13 protein-coding genes are annotated in these 19,457 nt (G+C 67.7%); 7 read left to right on the top strand and 6 right to left on the bottom strand.

What is annotated here, in order from left to right; all coding sequences use genetic code 11:
- The first annotated feature begins 21 nt into the window (after positions 1 to 21).
- Complete coding sequence (locus tag EER27_RS06125) at positions 22 to 564, top strand: DUF2939 domain-containing protein (protein ID WP_123087121.1); 543 nt, start codon at positions 22 to 24, stop codon at positions 562 to 564.
- Positions 565 to 574: 10 nt separating this feature from the next.
- Here the strand turns inward: EER27_RS06125 and EER27_RS06120 are convergent, their stop codons facing one another.
- From EER27_RS06120 to EER27_RS06110, 3 genes are all read right to left on the bottom strand, one after another.
- The gene (locus EER27_RS06120; protein WP_123087289.1) at positions 575 to 1,273 is read right to left on the bottom strand and encodes a glutathione S-transferase N-terminal domain-containing protein; all 699 of its coding nucleotides are present in this window, start codon (positions 1,271 to 1,273) and stop codon (positions 575 to 577) included.
- 77 nt (positions 1,274 to 1,350) lie between these two features.
- Positions 1,351 to 1,953 carry a hypothetical protein gene (locus tag EER27_RS06115; protein ID WP_148040960.1) on the bottom strand — a complete coding sequence of 201 codons (603 nt, stop codon included), beginning with the start codon at positions 1,951 to 1,953 and terminating at the stop codon, positions 1,351 to 1,353.
- Positions 1,954 to 2,202: 249 nt separating this feature from the next.
- Positions 2,203 to 3,111 carry a 5'-nucleotidase gene (locus EER27_RS06110; RefSeq protein WP_123087288.1) on the bottom strand — a complete coding sequence of 303 codons (909 nt, stop codon included), beginning with the start codon at positions 3,109 to 3,111 and terminating at the stop codon, positions 2,203 to 2,205.
- Positions 3,112 to 3,204: 93 nt separating this feature from the next.
- On the opposite strand from EER27_RS06110, the gene EER27_RS06105 reads away from it, so the two are divergent.
- Both EER27_RS06105 and EER27_RS06100 read left to right on the top strand, forming a co-directional pair.
- On the top strand, positions 3,205 to 3,912 hold the full coding sequence (locus EER27_RS06105) for a hypothetical protein (RefSeq protein ID WP_148040959.1): 708 nt from the start codon (positions 3,205 to 3,207) through the stop codon (positions 3,910 to 3,912).
- Between the two features lie 59 nt (positions 3,913 to 3,971).
- Positions 3,972 to 4,604, top strand: a complete 633-nt coding sequence (locus tag EER27_RS06100) for a hypothetical protein (protein WP_123087118.1) — start codon at positions 3,972 to 3,974, stop codon at positions 4,602 to 4,604.
- Positions 4,605 to 4,679: 75 nt separating this feature from the next.
- Here EER27_RS06100 and EER27_RS06095 read toward each other — a convergent pair whose 3' ends face one another.
- From EER27_RS06095 to EER27_RS06085, 3 genes are all read right to left on the bottom strand, one after another.
- Complete coding sequence (locus tag EER27_RS06095; RefSeq protein WP_123087117.1) at positions 4,680 to 5,453, bottom strand: NAD kinase; 774 nt, start codon at positions 5,451 to 5,453, stop codon at positions 4,680 to 4,682.
- A gap of 115 nt (positions 5,454 to 5,568) precedes the next feature.
- Positions 5,569 to 10,656, bottom strand: a complete 5,088-nt coding sequence (locus tag EER27_RS06090; protein WP_123087116.1) for an NAD-glutamate dehydrogenase — start codon at positions 10,654 to 10,656, stop codon at positions 5,569 to 5,571.
- 251 nt (positions 10,657 to 10,907) lie between these two features.
- Positions 10,908 to 12,086 carry an acyl-CoA dehydrogenase family protein gene (locus EER27_RS06085; RefSeq protein WP_317843122.1) on the bottom strand — a complete coding sequence of 393 codons (1,179 nt, stop codon included), beginning with the start codon at positions 12,084 to 12,086 and terminating at the stop codon, positions 10,908 to 10,910.
- Between the two features lie 288 nt (positions 12,087 to 12,374).
- On the opposite strand from EER27_RS06085, the gene htpG reads away from it, so the two are divergent.
- From htpG to metH, 4 genes are all read left to right on the top strand, one after another.
- Positions 12,375 to 14,288 carry a molecular chaperone HtpG gene (gene htpG / locus EER27_RS06080; RefSeq protein ID WP_123087115.1) on the top strand — a complete coding sequence of 638 codons (1,914 nt, stop codon included), beginning with the start codon at positions 12,375 to 12,377 and terminating at the stop codon, positions 14,286 to 14,288.
- Positions 14,289 to 14,555: 267 nt separating this feature from the next.
- The gene (locus EER27_RS06075) at positions 14,556 to 15,515 is read left to right on the top strand and encodes an ArsR/SmtB family transcription factor (protein ID WP_123087114.1); all 960 of its coding nucleotides are present in this window, start codon (positions 14,556 to 14,558) and stop codon (positions 15,513 to 15,515) included.
- Positions 15,512 to 16,633: a homocysteine S-methyltransferase family protein gene (locus EER27_RS06070; protein ID WP_123087113.1), complete on the top strand. Its 1,122-nt coding sequence runs from the start codon at positions 15,512 to 15,514 to the stop codon at positions 16,631 to 16,633. The genes EER27_RS06075 and EER27_RS06070 overlap by 4 nt, the downstream gene beginning before the upstream one ends.
- Positions 16,634 to 16,715: 82 nt before the next feature.
- Positions 16,716 to 19,400, top strand: a complete 2,685-nt coding sequence (metH, locus tag EER27_RS06065) for a methionine synthase (RefSeq protein ID WP_123087112.1) — start codon at positions 16,716 to 16,718, stop codon at positions 19,398 to 19,400.
- Positions 19,401 to 19,457 lie beyond the last annotated feature (57 nt).

Below are 19,457 nucleotides of genomic sequence, written 5' to 3'. Positions count from 1 at the left end.
CCCGATCACGGAACGCGTCCGATGAAGAAGCTGCTCGCCCTGGTTGTGGTCATCGTGTTGGCGCTGGCGGGCTATGTCGCTGCCGGTCCGTTCTTGACCGTCCATGCGATCCGCGAGGCGGTCAAGGCGCAGGACACCGCCGCGCTGGCGCGCCACGTCGATTTCCCGGCCTTGCGCGGCAACCTGCGCGCGCAAGCCGAGGATTACATCGCGCGCCAGGCCGGTGCCGACCTGCAATCCCACCCGCTGGGTGCCATCGCGATGGGCGTGGCCAGCAGCATGGCCGGAGTTGGCATCGACGCCATGGCCACGCCCGCCGGCATTGGCGCCCTGCTCGAAGGCCGCAACTTCATCGACCGCGTGAGCGGCCGCCGCGACAGCGACAGCACCGCAACCCCGGCGCCACCGCGCGACCCGCTCAAGGGGGCGACGTACGGCTTCGAATCCACCTCGCGCTTCACCGCCACCGTTGTCGATGGCGACGGCCGCCCGGTGGTGGTCGTGTTCACGCGCGACGGACTGACGTGGAAGCTGAGCGACATCCGCCTGCCGCTGCAGGACTGATCGACCTCGCTCAGGGCACCACGGCGGCACCCTGGCTGAACAGGATCTGCCGCTCTTCCTCGCTCAGCGCCTGGGTAGGCGCATAGGTGTTGCGGATGCCGTCATAGGCACGCAGGGTTGCCGGGCGCGTCGCGATCGCGTCGTACCAGCGACGCAGGTTGGGGAAATCGGCAAGATCCTGACCGTGCGCCTCGTGCGGCACGATCCACGGGTAGGTGGCGATGTCGGCGATCGAGTACTCGCCGGCGAGGTATTCGACATCGGCCAGGCGCCGGTCGATCACGCCATACAGGCGCGCGGTCTCGCGGGTGTACCGATCGATGCCGTACGGCACCGGTTCGGGCGCATAGACACGGAAATGACCGGCCTGCCCCGCCATCGGGCCGAGCCCGCCCACCTGCCAGAACAACCACTGCAGTGCCTGCGCGCGATCACGCGGAGCGGCCGGCAGCAGGCGCCCGGACTTGTCCGCCAGGTACAGCAGGATGGCGCCGGACTCGAACACCGCCAACGGCGCGCCGCCATCGGCAGGCGCGTGGTCGACGATCGCGGGAATCTTGTTGTTGGGTGAAATCGCGAGGAACTCGGGCGCGAATTGCTCACCCTTGCCGATGTTCACCGGCCTGATGCGGTAATCCAGCCCGGCCTCCTCGAGGAACAGACGGATCTTGAGTCCATTCGGCGTGCCCCAGTAGTGCAGGTCGATCATCACTTCAGCTTCCATCGGAGGAAGTCGGTGATGTGGTGACGTACCCCTACCGGTTCAACGGCCATCGACCATCGCGATTACCACGTGCCTGGCGGCGACGGCGTCGTTGTCGGCGGAGGCGGCGGCGGGATGCGCGTCGTGCGCCGGGGCGGCAGCTTAGGCACCGGCGCCGCTGCAACCGGCACCGCCGGCACAGGCACCTGCGCCACGACAGGCGCGGCGGCCTGTGCGGCACGCATCACCGCGTTCCAGACCTGCAGAAACCGCGCCTTCTCCGGGCCCGGATGCCGCGAGCCCGGCGCCTCAAGCACGACGGTACGACGCCAGCCCCCGTGCACCAGGGTCAACTGGTAACTGTTGGGACGCGCGCCCGACAGCGCCGGATGGATGCCCCTGGGCAGTGCGTCGAACCGCGACGCACGCAGGGCACGGCAGATCGAATCCGGAAACGCGCCAAGCTCGTGCAGATCCGCCAGGCGGTTCTGGTAGCCGCGGTACTCCCGCCGGGTGACCTGGCCGCTGGTCGAGATGCGCACCTCGTCCGCATGCGGACTCGGCCGGGGCGCAAACAGCTCTTCGCGGGCGATGATTTCGTAGCGGCACGCGGCGCTTGCCGCCGTCGTTCCCGCGGTGCCCAGCAACACCGCCGCCAGGACAGCACGCCCTAATCTGCTGTACACGATCGACCTCCTGGGTTCTTGGAGGAACTCCTTGCAAGCATCGTGCCGAGGCATGCGACACGGCCGGGTGAGTGTCTGCGAGTATGCGCCCGGGATTGGCCGTCGACCGCCCCGCCGTCGGCCGCCGAGCGTCAGATGCAGGCGCTGCGGGTCACCGTGCGCACCCGGATGCCGGCAGGCCCGAGGCGGCGTCGCGTACGTTGCTGGCGGCGGCGCTTACGTCGCCGGGGACGAGCGCCGAGGCCACGCTCAACCGCGGTTGGCGACCCCGTGCGGCACGTGGCCGGCCGCGACGTGATCCCGCGCCGAGGCGATGTTGTGCTCGGAGTCGTCGAAGAAGATGTCGGCGCCGAAGGCTTCCAGGAACGGTCCCTTGGCCCGTCCGCCCAGGAACAGCGCTTCGTCGAGGCGGATGCCCCACTCGCGCAACGTCCGGATCACCCGCTCGTGCGCGGGCACCGAACGGGCGGTGACCAGCGCCGTCCGGATGGGTGCGTCCTGGCCGCCCGGAAACGCCTCCTGCAGGCGATGCAATGCGTCGAGGAAGCCGCGGAACGGTCCGCCCGACAGCGGCTCTCCCGCGTGCTCGCGTTCGTGCGCGGCAAACGCCGCCAGCCCGCCCTCGCGCGATACCCGCTCGCCCTCGTCGTCGAAGATCACCGCGTCTCCGTCGAACGCGATTCGCAGCTGGTCGTGGCGCTGTAGTGCGGCGCGTGCCGGCAGGAGCGTCGCCGCCGCCACGCCGGCGGCCAGCGCGTTGCGGACGTCTTCGGCATGCGTGGACAGGAACAGGTCCGCACCGAACGGCCGGATGTAGGGAAACGGCGGTGCGCCATTGCTGAACGCCGCCCGCTTGATCGACAGCCCATGGTGGGCGATCGAGTTGAAGATCCGCAGGCCGGTGTCGGCCGAGTTGCGCGAGATCAGGATCACCTCGACGCGCGGCGCGTCGGGCGGTGCGCCCTCGTTGAGCCCAAGCAGCTTGCGCACCAGGGGGAATGCGACGCCCGGGGCGAGCAGTTCGTCCTCGCGGCTGCGCTGGAATTGCGCATAGGCATCGATGCCCTCGCGCTCGAACAGCGCGTGGCTTTCTTCCATGTCGAACAGGGTTCGCGAGGAGATCGCGACGATCAACGGGTTGGCATCACGGTCGGGCATGAGGCCATTGTGCCGGTTGCCGTCGCAAATGGCGCGACGGGGTTGGCAGCCCGACGATTCCATCGCATCGCCCTGGTTGCGCACACGAGGGCAATGCGCGGCCAACTGCGGCAGCGGGACGGCTCGACGGCAAAAACGTGCGATGCAGGACAGACGCGCATCGCGTGGGCGGTTGGCCTTTTTGCCACTCATGCGCCGTTGATCCGGGGGTGCCTGCCCGCAACCATTCCCCGCAGGGTGGCGCCAACCTCCAACTCCCATGCGGGGACACATGGAGAAATCGCAATGAACGGAAATGCCCGGAACAACCTGTTGACCAGCATCGCCGGCCTGGTGGTGCTGCTGGGGATGAGCGTCGATGCGACCGCGCTCGATCGGCTCCGCACTCCGATGCAGAACGCTGGCGGCCTGTGCGGCGCCGTGAACCCCGCCGACGAAGCCGGACTGCGCCGCTACGCCACCGGCATCCGCAACACCGGCGCCACCAACGTGCAGATCGCCTGTTCATTGGCTGGCGATGACTACGGTCTCGGCATGACGCAGATATTCGTGTACTTCAAGAACAACGCACCGCGCAATCACGATGTCACCTGCACCGCCGCGGCCGGCACGCAGTTCTACGGCTTCACCTACAGCACCAAGACGATGACGCTCGGACCAGGCGGGTACAACTTCCTCTCCTGGGTTCCGCCGACCGATTTCCCGGCCAACAAGCGAGTCGCCAACGTGACCTGCACGCTGGAACCCTCCGTGACCATCCATGAAGTCGCCGAACGCCACAACGAGAACGTCGGTGAGTGAGCGTCACCCGTGCCGCCCCTGCACCGTCGACTTGCCTCCCACGGGGCGATGACGCCAGCATGAGCGCACGAAACACCCCCGTGTTGCTGACCGCCATCGCGGCAGCCGCGCTGGCCGGTTACGGGGTTCGCAGCATGATGGCTGCGTCCCCGTCATCGGCCGATATCGCCGCCCTCGAGGCCCGTATCCAAGTGCTGGAACAACACCAGACGGGCACCGGCGGCACGGCGACCAACAGCGCACACGGCGTGGCGCGCAGCGATCCGCTGCCGGGTGGTCCGTCGCCGACCAGCTCGGCGACGCGGCCCGGCGGTGGCTTGCGAATGGGCGAGCAGACTGTCTCCCCACAGGAAATGGCGCGGATGCAGGCAGTGCGCGCTGCCCAGCTGGACGCCGCGTTTCGTCGCGAACCGCTCGACGCCTCCTGGGCGATGCAGGCGGAGAACGCGTTGCAGGCAGCGGCCAGGTCCGATGCACTGATCGCCACCGGCATCACGCCCACCGCGGTCGATACGCAATGCCGGTCGCGGCAGTGCCGGGTCCTGGCGCGGTTCAAGCCGGGCGACGACATAGAAGGCTGGATGTCGTCGTACGCGTTGTCGACGGCGACCTCGATGGCCAGGGCAGAAACCGTGGTGCGGCAACTGCCGGACGGAAGCTCCGAACTGGTGATCGTGGGCACGCGACCGTAGCCGGTCGGCCGTGGGCCAAACACGGCCACGACATCGAGACAGACACGCGATCGACCTGCGCAGCGAAGCGGGCTCTCAGCCGCTGGTGAACTGCTCGGCGAGCATGCGCTCTTCGAGGTTGTGCTCGGGATCGAACAGCAAGGTCACGCTGCGGTCGCGGGATTCGCGGATCAACACCTCGACCACGTCGCGGACCTCGTGCGAATCGGCCGTTGCGCTGACCGGTCGCTTGTACGGATCCAGCACCCGGAAGCGCACCTCGGTGCCCGCCTTGAGCACCGCGCCACGCCAGCGCCGCGGACGAAACGCGGCAATCGGCGTCAGCGCGATCACGTTTGCCCCCAGGGGCAGGATCGGTCCGTGCGCGGAAAAGTTGTAGGCGGTGCTGCCGGCTGGCGTCGCCACCAGCACGCCGTCGCAGATCATCTCGTCCAGACGCAGCTTGCCGTTGAGTTCGATCGAGACGTGCGCGGCCTGGCGCGTCTGGCGCAGCAGCGACACCTCGTTGTAGGCCAGCGAACCGACCGTCGCACCCGACTCGGTCTGCGCCACCATCTCCAGCGGATGAAGCACCGCAGGCTCGGCCGCAGCAAGCCGCTCGATCAATGCGTCTTCACGGTGCTGGTTCATCAGGAAGCCGATCGTGCCCAGCTTCATGCCGTACACCGGCTTGCCGTGTCCGCCATGACGATGGAGGGTCTGCAACATGAACCCATCGCCGCCCAACGCGACCAGCACGTCTGCGGCTTCGGGCGGATGTTCGCCGTGGCGTTGAATGAGCACGTTGCGTGCTGATTGCGCCTCTTCGGCGGGACTGGCGAGGAAGGCGATGCGTGGCGTCGCGGTCATCGGCGGCTCCGTTGGAATGCGCCGAGGATAACCCGTCAAAGGCGACAACGAAGTGTGGTAGCGGACCGAGGTGAAACAACCCGGGGCCGGCGTTTGCCGGCCCCGGGCAAAGGCATCACGCTCCGGCGGACGCCACCAGTGCCAGGCGACGCACGGCCACCGACAAGGTCGGGTAGTCCAGCGTCTTCTGGTTGAGCAGGTCGGTCAGCATCGACAGGGTGAAGCGCAGCGACGAATCGTCTCGCTGCAGCCACGCCTCGACCTTCTCCTCGACCGCCTTCTTGCCCGGCATCGCGAGGATCTGGTTGACCAGCGCGCGCTGCTGGATCGCCAGCTCGTCGCGCAGCGCGCCACGGGCCAGTGCCTGCCAGCGGCCATCGACCGTCAGCGCGTCCACCTGCTCGTACAGCCACGGCAGGTGCAGCGCGGAACCCAGCGCGAAGTAGGCGCGAGCGACTTCCGCCGGCGGCATCTTGCGGGCATGGCCGATCTCGACGATGTCGCAGCCGAACTCGAGCAGCGGCAGCGCCGCCAGCTGCGTTGCCAGCGTGGCCGGCACGCCCTTGGCCTTCCATTCCACCAGGCGCGCGTCGTACGCCGTCTTGCGCACCTGCGAGAGCGCGCCCGGCAGCGCGTCGCGCACGGCCTTGATGCCGTCACCGTAACGCGCGACGGCGGTGGCGATTTCCGGCATGGCACCCGGACGCGCCAGCAGCCAGCGCGACATCGAACGCATCAGGTGCCAGATACCCTGCAGCGCGTCGATCTGCACCGATTCGTGCACCTTGCCGTCGAGCGCATCGATCTGCGCCCACAGCTCGCGCGCGTCGATCGCCTCGCGGCTGATCGTGTACGCCTCGGCGACCTCGGACGGACTGCGGCCAGTGTCTTCCTGCATGCGCAGGGTGAACGTCGCGCCCATCCGATTGACCATCGAGTTGGTCACCGCCGTGGCGATGATCTCGCGCTTCAGGCGATGGCCTTCCATCGACTTGGCGTACTTGGTCTGCAGCGGTTGCGGGAAGTAGCGCACCAGCTCCTTGGACAGGAACGGGTCTTCCGGCACGTCCGACTCGAGCAACTGCTGGAAGATCACCAGCTTGCTGTACGACAACAGCACGGCCAGCTCGGCGCGGGTCAGGCCCTGGCCGCGCACCTTGCGCTCGGAAAGCTCCGCGTCGGATGGCAGGAACTCGATCTGGCGATCGAGCAGGCCCTGCTGCTCCAGCGTGCGGATGAAGTGCTGCTTCGAGCCCAATCGCGTCAGGCTCATGCGCTCCATCAGGCTGATTGCCTGGTTCTGGCGGTAGTTGTCGGTGAGCACGAGGTCGGCGACCTCGTCGGTCATCGACGCCAGCAGCTTGTTACGCGCCGGCACCGTCAGGTTGCCGGCCTGCACCTCGCCGTTGAGCAGGATCTTGATGTTGACCTCGTGGTCGGAGGTATCAACGCCAGCGGAATTGTCGATGAAGTCGGTGTTGAGCAGCACGCCGTGCTGCGCCGCTTCGATGCGACCCAGCTGGGTCATGCCCAGGTTGCCACCCTCGCCCACCACCTTGCAGCGCAGTTCGCGGCCATCGACGCGCAGCGCGTTGTTGGCGCGATCACCGACGTCGCCGTGACTTTCGCTGCTGGCCTTGACGTAGGTGCCGATGCCGCCGTTCCAGAGCAGGTCGACCGGCGACTTGAGGATGGCGCTGAGCAGTTCCACCGGGCTCATCGCCGCGATCGCGGCATCGATGCCGAGTGCTTCCTTGATTTCCGGCGACAGTGCAATCGACTTGGCCGAACGCGGGAACACACCGCCACCCTTGCTGATCAGCGACTGGTCGTAGTCGTCCCAGCTCGAACGCGGCAGCTTGAACATGCGCTGGCGTTCCTTGAACGTCACCGCCGCGTCCGGATTCGGATCCAGGAAGATGTGGCGGTGGTCGAACGCGGCCAGCAGGCGGATGTGCTTGCTCAGCAGCATGCCGTTGCCAAACACGTCGCCGGACATGTCACCCACGCCGACCGCGGTGAAGTCCTGCTTCTGGCTGTCACGGCCCATCGCCCGGAAGTGGCGCTTGACCGACTCCCACGCGCCCTTGGCGGTGATGCCCATGCCCTTGTGGTCGTAGCCGACCGAGCCACCCGAGGCGAACGCATCGTCGAGCCAGAAACCGTGCTCGCGGGCGATGCCGTTGGCGATATCGGAGAACGTCGCGGTGCCCTTGTCGGCGGCGACGACCAGGTACGGATCGTCCTGGTCGTGGCGCACGACATCCAGCGGCGCGACGATACGGCCGTCGACGATGTTGTCGGTGATGTCGAGCAGGCCGTTGATGAACATCTTGTAGCAGGCGATGCCCTCGGCCAGCACGGCGTCGCGGTCACCGTTGGCCGGCGAACGCTTGGCGAAGAAGCCGCCCTTCGAGCCGACCGGCACGATCACGGTGTTCTTGACCATCTGCGCCTTCACCAGGCCCAGCACCTCCGTGCGGAAGTCCTCGCGACGGTCCGACCAGCGCAGGCCACCGCGCGCCACCGGGCCGAAGCGCAGGTGGACGCCCTCGACGCGCGGGCCGTACACGAAGATCTCACGGTACGGCCGCGGCTTGGGCAAATCCGGCACGTGGGCCGAATCGAACTTGTAGCTGACGTAGCCGCGTTCGCTGCCATCAGCGGGCTGCTGGTAGTAGCTGGTGCGCAGCGTGGCCATGATCACGCCGATGAAGCTGCGCAGGATGCGGTCCTCGTCGAGGCTGGACACGCGATCGAGCAGGCCCTTGAACGCGGCGCGGGTCGCATCGACCTGCACATCACGCTTGCCGGCGCGTGCCGCGATCACCGGCTCCAGCGCGGTCAGCGCCGCGGCATCGCCACCGGCCAATGCCGCCAGCTGGGCGCGGAAACGCTCCATGCCGGCCTTGATCTCGGCCTTGCTTTCGCTGCCCGTCGACGGATCGAAGCGGGCTTCGAACAGCTCGACCAGCAGGCGCGCAAGCAGCGGATAGCGCGCAAACGTGCCTTCGACATAGGCCTGCGAGAACGGCACGCCCACCTGCAACAGGTACTTGCAGTACGCGCGCAGCATCGCGACCTGGCGCCAGGACAGGCCGGCGCCGAGGATCAGGCGGTTGAAGCCGTCGTTCTCGGCATCGCCGCGCCAGATCCGCGCGAACGCCTGCTCGAACAGCTGGTCGAGCGTGCTGATGTCGATCTCGTCCTGGCCGACGGTGATCTCGACCTCGAAGTCCTGGATGTAGGACGTCCGGCCATCGACGATCACGCGGTGCGGATGCTCGGAGAGCACGCGCAGCCCCATGTTCTCCATCATCGGCAACGCGTCCGACAGCGGGATGTCGTCGTTCTGGCGATACAACTTGAAGCGCAGCCCACCTTCGCCGGCATGCGCGCGGTACAGGCTCAGGCGCAGGTCGTCGGCGCCCTCGAGCGCGGCGAGGTGTTCGACGTCGTCAGCAGCCACCGCGACGCCGGCGGTCTCGATGTAGCCCATCGGCAGCGCACGGCCGAAGGTGGCGGCGAGCCCGAGGCCGCGTTCCTCGCCCTGGCGCGCGGTCAGTGCTTCGCGCAGGTCGTCCTGCCAATTGCGCACGATCTCGGCCAGTTCGGCCTCGATCGCGGCGTTGTCGACTTCGATCGTCTGGCCCGACTTCGGGCGCACGATCAGGTGCAGCTGGGCCAGCGGCGATTCGCCGAGCATTACCGACGAGTCGATGTGCTCGCCGTGCAGCACGCGCTTGAGCATCGCCTCGATGCGCAGGCGCACGTCGGTGTTGAAGCGGTCACGCGGGATGTAGACCAGGCCGGAGAAGAAGCGGCCGTAGCGGTCGCGGCGCAGGAACAGCTTGCTGCGCACGCGTTCCTGCAGGCCCAGGATCCCGGAGCTGGTCCGCAGCAGTTCTTCCTCGCTGGACTGGAACAGCTCGTCGCGCGGCAGGGTTTCCAGGATGTGGCGCAACGCCTTGCCGCTGTGGCTGTCGCTGGCCAGGCCGGAGTTGTGCATCACGAACTCGTGGCGTTGGCGCACCAGCGGGATGTCCCACGGGCGACGGTTGTAGGCACTGGAGGTGTACAGGCCGAGGAAGCGCTCCTCGCGCACCGGCTTGCCATCCTTGTCGAAGCTGAGCACACCGATGTAGTCCATGTAGCCGGGACGGTGCACGGTGGCGCGGGCATTGGTCTTGGTGAGGATCAGCGCGTCGACCGAACCGGACTGCGGCATGTAGTGCGCCGCCAGCGACGACAGCGGACGCGGCTTGCCCTGGTCTTCGCCGCGCAGCAGGCCCAGGCCACTGCCTTCGACCGCGCGCAGCACTTCCTCGCCCTTGACCTTGGCGACTTCGTACTCGCGGTAACCCAGGAACGTGAAGTGGTCGTTGGCTGCCCAGCGCAGGAACTCCTGCGCCTCGTGGCGGCCTTCATCGCTGACCGGCAGCTCGCGCGATCCCAGCTGCTGCGCCACCTCGAGCATCTTGCCGTGCATGCCCGACCAGTCGCGCACCATCGAGCGCACGTCGGCAAGCACGCCGTGCAGCGCCTTTTCGATCCTGGGCATCACCTCGACCGGCTGGCGATCGATCTCCAGGTGCATCAGCGACTCGCGCTCGCCCTCGCCCACTGCGACCAGCTTGCCCGCCTTGTCACGCTTGAACGGCACCACCGGGTGGCCCAGCACGTGCACGCCGATGCCCTGCTCGGCCAGCGCCATCGTCACCGAGTCGACCAGGAACGGCATGTCGTCATTGGCGATCTGCAGCACGGTGTGCGGCGATTCCCAGCCCTGCGCCTTGATCGTCGGGTTGAACAGGCGGACACGGGCGGCGCCGGCCTTGCGGCTGCGCGCGAAATCGAGGAAGTCGCTGGCCAGCGCGGCCCAGCCGTCTGCGCTGTGCAGCGGCAACTCGTCCTCGGTCATGCGCCGGTAGAACGACTTGGCGAACGCCTCGGCCTCGACGTGCTGGCTCTTGGGCAGGCGCTTGCGGATCGCGGCCAGGATCGGCTCGAGCGAGACGCGCTCGATGCGCGCTTCGGCCGGGACCACCGCCTGGGCGACGGCGGGCTTCTTCGCGGCGGGCGTCTTGGCAGCGGGCTTTTTGGTGGCCGCCTTCTTCGCGACGGGCGCACTCACGGACTTGCCGGCAGCGGCTTTGGTGGCGGCGGGTTTGTCGGCGGCAGCGGGTTTACGTTTGGTGCTCATGGCAACGGGAGGTCCGATGGAATGAGGCCCACGCTTGCGCGCGGGCCGGAATAGTCAGTGCGAGGAAGGAGTCTGGCGCGGGCGACGGGCACGGGCATTGCGACCATCGGTGACGCCTTGCGCGTCGGGGATGGGCTCGCATGCGCGGCCGGCGATCCAGGAAACGCGGGGATCGCGACCGCGATCCCCGGGGCAGGCAGTGACTCGTGAAATGCGTTGGCGTTTCATCTTCTGTCAGCGCGGCCGAAGCCTTACCGCAGGCCGGTCTCGTTGCGGGCGATCACCAGGCGCTGGATCTCGCTGGTGCCCTCGTAGATTTCGGTGATCTTGGCGTCGCGGAAATAGCGCTCCAGCGGCATCTCCTTGGAATAGCCCATGCCGCCGTGGATCTGCACGGCCTGGTGACTGATCCACATCGCCGCCTCGGAGGCGGTGAGCTTGGCGATCGCCGCCTCGGTGCTGAAGCGCGCGCCGCCCTTCTCGAACTCGCCCTTCTGCCAGGCCGCACGCAGCGTGAGCAGCAGCGACGCATCGAGCTTGCACTTCATGTCGGCGATCTTGGCCTGGGTCATCTGGAACGTGCCGATCGGCGCACCGAAGGCCTTGCGCTCCTTGACGTAGGCCAGCGTGGCCTCGTAGGCGGCGCGGGCGATGCCGATGGCCTGGCTGGCAATGCCGATGCGGCCGGCGTCGAGCACGCTCATCGCGATCTTGAAGCCGTGGCCTTCGTCACCGAGCACGTCGTCGGCACTGGCGACGTAGTCGGTGAACTCGACCTCGCACGTGGCCGAGGCACGGATGCCGAGCTTGGGCTCGGTCTTGCCGCGGTGGAAGCCGGGTTTTGCGGTGTCGACCATGAACGCGGTGATGCCGCGCGCGCCCTTATCCGGATCGGTCATCGCGAACAGCACCATGTAACGGGCGACCGGGCCGGACGTGATCCAGCTCTTCTTGCCGTTGATCACGAAGCTACCGTCGGCCTGCTTGGTGGCCTTGCAACGCATTGCCGTGGCGTCGGAGCCCGACTGCGGCTCGGTCAGCGCGAACGCGCCGATTTCGCGGCCCTCGGCGATCGCGCGCACGTAGAGCTGCTTCTGCGCCTCGCTGCCGAACTTCAGGATGCCGTTGCAGAACAGCGAGTTGTTGACCGACACGATGGTCGAATGCGCGGCGTCGGCCGCGGCGATCTCGACCATGGCCAGCACGTAGCTGATCGGATCCATGCCGGCGCCGCCGTACTCGGTCGGCACCTCGATGCCCATCAGGCCGTTCTCACCGAGGGTGCGGATGTTGGCCAGCGGGAACTCACCGGTCTGGTCGTGGTGCTCGGCGCTGGGCGCGATCTTTTCCTGCGCAATCCGACGCGCCACGTCCTGGATCATCAACTGCTCTTCGGTGAAGCGGAAATCCACGTTGGCACCTCGGTCGATTACGGAAGGGTCGCCCGGGCGCCACGGGAGCTGCGCCGCCACGGGAACGCGGATTGTAGCCGCGACCGCGTCAGAACCCTACCCGCGCGACCGGCCCCCTTCCCCGTCCGGCACGCCAACCCTTCCCCGCGCACGCCACCGGTCGCGCCTGTGGGCGGACCTGGCCACGCCGGCCATCCCAGCAAACCGTCGCGCCAACCTTGGCAACGCTTGAAATCCGCGCGAGTGCCCCGACCCTTTCCGCATCGGCCGACCGTGCCGCGCAATCGACTGGGAGCCTGGATACGCATGAGTGTGGAAGTTCAAAAGGAAACCCTGGGTTTCCAGACCGAGGTGAAGCAGCTGCTGCACCTGATGATCCATTCGCTGTATTCCAATAAGGAGATCTTCCTTCGCGAACTGGTCTCCAACGCCGCCGACGCCACCGACAAGCTCCGTTTCGAGGCCCTGGCGCGTCCGGAACTGCTGGAGGGCGACGCCGAGCCGCGGATCCGCATCGACTTCGATGCGCAGGCCGGCACCATCACCGTCGAAGACAATGGCATTGGCATGAGCCGGGCCGAAGCGGTCTCGCACCTGGGCACCATCGCGCGCTCGGGCACGGCCGACTTCCTGCACAACCTTTCGGGTGACCAGAAAAAGGACGCTCAGCTGATCGGCCAGTTCGGCGTCGGCTTCTACTCGGCGTTCATCGTTGCCGACCGCGTCGAGGTATTCACCCGTCGCGCCGGCCTGCCGGCCAGCGAGGGCGTGCATTGGGCATCGCGCGGCGAAGGCGAGTTCGATGTCGCCACCGTCGATCTGGGCCAGCGCGGCACACGCATCGTGCTGCACCTCAAGGACGCGGAAAAGTCCTTCGCCGACGGCTGGCGCCTGCGCGGCATCGTCAAGAAGTACGCCGACCACATCGGCGTGCCGATCGAGCTGCCCGTGCAATCACAGGGCAATGACGAAGGCGACGACGCCAGCACCGCCGCGCCCGCTTGGGAAACCGTCAATCGCGCAAGCGCGCTGTGGACGCGCCCGCGTGCCGAGATCAAGGACGAGGAGTACCAGGCGTTCTACCAGCACGTCGCGCACGACTTCGAAAACCCGCTCGCATGGAGCCACAACAAGGTCGAGGGCAAGCTCGAGTACACCTCGCTGCTGTACGTCCCAGGTCGCGCCGCGTTCGACCTGTACCAGCGCGACGTGCCGCACGGCCTGAAGCTGTACGTGCAGCGCGTGTTCATCCTCGACCAGGCCGACGAGTTCCTGCCGCTGTACCTGCGCTTCGTCCGCGGCGTGGTGGATTCGGCCGACCTGTCGCTGAACGTGTCGCGCGAGATCCTGCAGAAAGACCCAGTGATCGGCTCCATGAAGACCGCGCTGACCAAGCGTGCCCTGGACATGCTCGAAAAGCTGGCTGCCGGCGACGCCGAGCAGTACCGCACGTTCTGGAAGCACTTCGGCCAGGTGCTGAAGGAAGGCCCGGCGGAAGACTTCGCCAACCGCGAGAAGATCGCCGGCCTGCTGCGCTTCGCCTCCACCCAGGGCGACAGCGGCGAGCAGGTGGTGTCGCTGGCCGACTACATCGCCCGCATGCAACCCGGCCAGGACAAGATCTACTACCTGGTGGGCGAGAGCCACGCGCAGGTGCGCAACAGCCCCCACCTGGAGGTGTTCCGCAAGAAGGGCATCGAAGTGCTGCTGCTTACCGACCGGGTCGACCCGTGGCTGGTCGGCTACCTCGACACGTTCGACGGCAAGTCGCTGGTCGACGTGACCCGCGGCGACCTGGACCTGGGCGCGCTCGACTCCGAGCTCGATCGCCAGACCCGCGAGCAGGCCGCGCAGGCCAGCGAAGGCCTGGGCGCGCGCCTGAAGCTGGCGCTGGGCGAGAAGGTCGCGGACGTGCGGGTGTCGCATCGACTGACCGAGTCGCCGGCGATCCTGGCCGTGGGCGAACAGGACATCGCCCCGCAGCTGCGACAGATCCTCGAAGCCAGCGGGCAGACGTTGCCCGAGTCCAAGCCGGTCTTCGAGTTCAACCCCGAGCACCCGTTGGTCGCCCGGCTCGGTGCCGAGCCCGACGAGAGCCGTTTCAACGAACTCTCGCACATCCTGTTCGACCAGGCCTCCCTGGCCGCCGGCGACAGCCTCGATGATCCGGCCGCCTACGTGCGACGGCTCAACAAGCTGCTGGTCGAACTGGCGGGCTGAGCACACCCCGGCCCGGCTGGCCTCGGCTGGCCTCGGCTGGCCCGGCCAACGCTGTCCGACCGGGGCCGGGTACGGCCCCGAACGGCAAGGATGCACCTGCGCCCGCGGCCCACAGCCGCGGGCGTTCTGCTTCTGCGACCCGGCCGGCGAAGCGAGCCGCCGGTTCTGACGACCCCGTCGCGTCCGACGACGTCCGGACTTGACCGCACAGGCCCCGCCCGACCAAACTTATCTCTGTATCGCGATGCATTGATAAAGGAAGGCTGCATGGATCTGGAAGGCTGGTCGTCCCGGCTCAAGGTTTTCGCCGACGCCACGCGCGTGCGGCTGTTGGCGCTGCTCGAGAACGAAGAGCTGACGGTCGCCGAGCTGTCGGCCATCACCCGGCTGGCGCAACCGCGGGTGTCCACGCACCTGGCCAAGCTCAAGGAAGCCGGGCTGGTGCGCGATCGACGCGCCGGCGTGTCGGCCTACTACCGCTTCGACGAACCGGCGCTCGACAGCGCCCAGCGCGCGCTCTGGCAAACCCTGCGCGAAGGCAGCGACGACCCGCTGCTGCGCCAGGACCGCGAACGGGTGTCGGGCGTGCTGGCAATGCGCGCGGCCGACCAGAACTGGGCGGATTCGGTGGCTGGCGACATGGAGCGCCATTACTCCCCGGGACGCACCTGGGAAGCATTGGCGCGCTCGGCGCTGCCGCTGCTTGAGCCCGGCGACGTGCTGGACATCGCCTCCGGTGACGGGGTTCTGGCCGAACTGCTGGCCCCGCATTCCAACCGCTACGTGTGCCTGGACTCCAGCACCAAGGTCGTGCTCGCCGCGTCCGAGCGGTTGCGCCGGCTGCGCAACGTCGAAGTCCGCGAGGGCGACATGCACGCGCTGCCGTTCGCCGACGCGCATTTCGACCTGGTGGTGCTGATGCACGCGTTGACCTACGCCGACCAGCCCGCCCAGGCGGTCGCCGAGGCCGCGCGCGTGCTGCGTCCGGGCGGCCGGCTGCTGCTGACCAGCCTGGCCCGCCACGAGCACCGCGCCGCCGTGGAGGCCTATGGCCACGTCAACCTGGGCTTCGCCGAGAAGGACCTGCAGAAGTTCACCAGCAAGGCCGGCCTGGAGATCACCAGCTGCGAGACGGTCACCCGCGAACGCCGCCCGCCGCACTTCGAGGTGATTGCCCTGATCGCGCGCAAGCCCGCCGCGGCCCGCAAGCAGGACAAGCGCGCATGAGCAGCCCTGCCCTTCCCTGGCTGAACCCCGAGCGCGCGCAGACGCTGCAACGCCTGCTGCGTGAGCGCATCCTGGTGATCGACGGCGCCATGGGCACGATGATCCAGCAGTACGAGCTGGCCGAGGACGACTACCGCGGCGAGCGCTTCGCGCACGGCTACGACAGCCTGTACACCGTTGCAGAAAACGCGCACGCCCACGGCGACGGCTGCGGCTGCGCGCGGGACCAGCGCGGCAACAACGACCTGCTGAGCCTCACGCGCCCGGACATCATCGGCTCCATCCACGCGCAATACCTGGCCGCCGGCGCCGACCTGGTCGAGACCAACACCTTCAACTCGACCACGATTTCGCTCGCCGACTACGGCCTGGAGCACCTCGCCCGCGAGCTCAACGAGACCGGCGCACGTCTCGCCCGCGTGGCCTGCGACGAAGCCGAAGCGGCCGATCCGTCCCGACCGCGGTTCGTGATCGGCGTACTCGGCCCCACCAGCCGCACGGCGTCGTTGAGCCCGGACGTGAATCGCCCTGGCTTCCGCGCGATCAGCTTCGACGAGTTGCGCGTCGCCTACCGCGAGGCCACCGACGGACTGATCGACGGTGGCGCCGACGTGATCATGGTCGAGACGGTGTTCGACACCCTCAACGCCAAGGCCGCGCTGTTCGCCATCGAGGAAGCCTTCGACGCGCGCGGCACACGCCTGCCGGTGATGATCTCCGGCACGATCACCGACGCTTCCGGTCGCACCCTGTCGGGGCAGACGGCCGAGGCGTTCTGGTACTCGCTGCGCCATTCGCAGCCGCTCGCGATCGGCCTCAACTGCGCGCTCGGGGCAAAGGACCTGCGACCGCATGTCGATGTGCTGTCGCGCATCGCCGACGCCTACGTCAGCACCCATCCCAATGCCGGACTGCCCAATGCCTTCGGTGGCTACGACGAGACACCCGAAGACATGGCCGACGTGCTGCGCGAGTTCGCCCAATCCGGAATGTTGAACCTGGTCGGCGGCTGCTGCGGCACCACGCCTGCGCACATCGCCGCGATTGTCGAGGCCGTGCGCGGTGTCACGCCGCGCCAGCCGCTGGCGTCGCACGCAACGCACGTGCAATCGGCATGAGCGCTTCGATGAACGGCGATTCTTCCTTCCTGCCCCACGAAAGCCGGCGCAAGCGCCCGCGCACGCCAGACACCACCACCCCATGAGCAAAGCAAACCGCACTGCGCTGTCCGGCCTCGAGCCGCTGCTGATCACGCCGGAAAGCAACTTCATCAACGTTGGCGAACGCACCAACGTCACCGGTAGCGCGCAGTTCAAGAAGCTGATCCTGGACAACCGCTACGACGAGGCCGTGGTGGTTGCGCGGCAGCAGGTCGAGAACGGCGCGCAGGTCATCGACGTCAACATGGACGAGGGCATGCTCGACTCCGAGAAGGCGATGGTGGACTACATCAACCTGATCGCGGCCGAACCCGACATCGCGCGCGTGCCGGTGATGGTGGACAGCTCGAAGTGGAGCGTCATCGAAGCCGGCCTGAAATGCCTGCAGGGCAAGGGCATCGTCAACTCAATCTCGATGAAGGAAGGCGAAGCGGAGTTCCTGCGCCAGGCGCGCCTGGTGCGCCGCTACGGTGCGGCCGTGGTGGTGATGGCCTTCGACGAGGTCGGCCAGGCCGACAGCATCGACCGCAAGGTCGAGATCTGCTCGCGCGCGTATGCATTGCTGACGCAGCGGATCGGGTTCCCGCCCGAGGACATCATCTTCGACCCCAACGTGTTCGCCATCGCCACGGGCATCGAAGAGCACAACAACTACGCGGTCGACTTCATCGAGGCGACCCGCGAGCTCAAGCGCCGTTTCCCGCACACCCACGTGTCGGGCGGCGTCTCCAACGTCTCGTTCTCCTTCCGCGGCAACGAGCCGGTGCGCCAGGCGATCCACGTGGTGTTCCTGTACCACGCGATTCGTGCGGGCATGGACATGGGCATCGTCAACGCCGGTGCGCTGCCGCTGTACGACGACCTGGATCCCGAACTACGCGAGCGCGTCGAGGACGTGGTGCTGAACCGTCGCAGCGACGGCACCGAGCGACTGCTGGAGATCGCCGACAAGTTCAAGGGCAAGAAGGGCGAGAAGCGGACCGAGGACCTGGTCTGGCGCGAGAAGCCCGTGCGGGCACGTCTCAGCCACTCCCTGGTGCACGGCATCGACCAGTGGATCGAGTTGGACACCGAGGAGGCCCGCACGCTGTCGACGCGCCCGCTCGACGTCATCGAAGGCCCGCTGATGGACGGCATGAACGTGGTCGGCGACCTGTTCGGCGCCGGCAAGATGTTCCTGCCGCAGGTGGTGAAGTCGGCACGCGTCATGAAGAAGGCGGTCGCCCACCTGCTGCCGTACATCGAGGCCGAGAAACTGCGCACCGGCGACGTCGGCAAGTCCAACGGCAAGATCGTGATGGCCACCGTCAAAGGCGACGTGCACGACATCGGCAAGAACATCGTCGGCGTGGTGCTGGCGTGCAACAACTTCGAGGTCATCGACCTGGGCGTGATGGTGCCGGCGCAGGTCATCCTCGACCGCGCCAAGGCCGAGAACGCCGACCTGATCGGCCTGTCCGGGCTCATCACCCCGTCGCTGGAAGAGATGAGCCACGTGGCGCGCGAGATGCAGCGCCAGGGGTTCACCCTGCCCCTGCTGATCGGCGGGGCGACCACGTCGCGCGCGCACACCGCGCTCAAGATCGATCCGCATTACAAATCGCCGACGGTCTGGGTGAAGGACGCATCGCGCGCGGTCGGCGTGGCGCAGTCGCTGATCAGTGCCGACCTTCGCACGGCGTTCGTCGCGGCCAATGACGCCGACTACGCCGAGATCCGGGAGCGCCATCGCAACCGCGGCGACGGCAAGCGCCTGGTGCCGCTGGAGAAGGCCCGCCTGCAACGCTTCGACGGCGGTTGGGCCGACTACGTTCCGCCCACGCCCAGGCAGCCGGGCCTGCACGTGTTCGACGATTACCCGCTGGAAGAACTGGTCGGCCTGATCGACTGGACGCCATTCTTCCAGGCCTGGGAACTGGCCGGCCGCTACCCGGCGATCCTCACCGACGAGATCGTCGGCACACAGGCCACCGAGCTGTTCCGCGACGCGCAGGCGATGCTCAAGCGCATCGTCGACGAGAAGTGGCTGACGGCCAAGGCGGTGTTCGGGTTGTGGCCGGCCAACAGCGTCGGGGATGACGTGATCGTGGATGTCGACGGCACATCGACCACGCTGCATTTCCTGCGCCAGCAGGTCGACAAGCCGGTCGAGCGCCCGGACTTCTGCCTGGCCGATTTCATCGCGCCGCGCGACAGCGGACGACAGGACTGGATCGGAGGGTTCGCGGTCACCGCGGGCATCGGCATCGACGAGCACGTCAAGCGCTTCGAGGCCGAGTTCGACGACTACAACGCGATCCTGCTCAAGGCGCTGGCCGACCGTTTCGCCGAGACCCTGGCCGAACGCATCCACCAGCGTGCGCGCACGGAGTTCTGGGGCTACGCGCCGGACGAGACGCTCGATGCCGAGGCATTGATCGACGAGCAGTACCGCGGCATCCGCCCGGCCCCGGGCTACCCCGCCTGCCCCGAGCACAGCGAGAAGGCGACCCTCTTCCGCATGCTCGACGCGCCGCGCCACACCGGCATGCAACTGACCGAAAGCTACGCGATGACCCCGGCGGCGGCGGTCTCGGGGTATTTCTTCAGCCACCCGGGCTGCCAGTATTTCGTCGTCGGGCGCGTGTCGAAGGAACAGGCCGAGGATTACGCCCGCCGCAAGGGCGTCAGCCTGGCCCAGGCCGAACGCTGGCTGGCCTCGAACCTGGATTACGACCCGGACTGAAGCGCGGCGCCGGCACGGGTCGGCGTCGCGCCGCGGGCCGCCCGTTCGCGCGCGCCT

The organism is Montanilutibacter psychrotolerans (assembly GCF_003719825.1).
GTDB classification, from domain to species: Bacteria; Pseudomonadota; Gammaproteobacteria; order Xanthomonadales; family Xanthomonadaceae; genus Montanilutibacter; species Montanilutibacter psychrotolerans.
The sequence above is the reverse complement of the archived record's forward strand: the minus strand, read 5'-3'. Positions and strand labels throughout refer to the sequence as shown.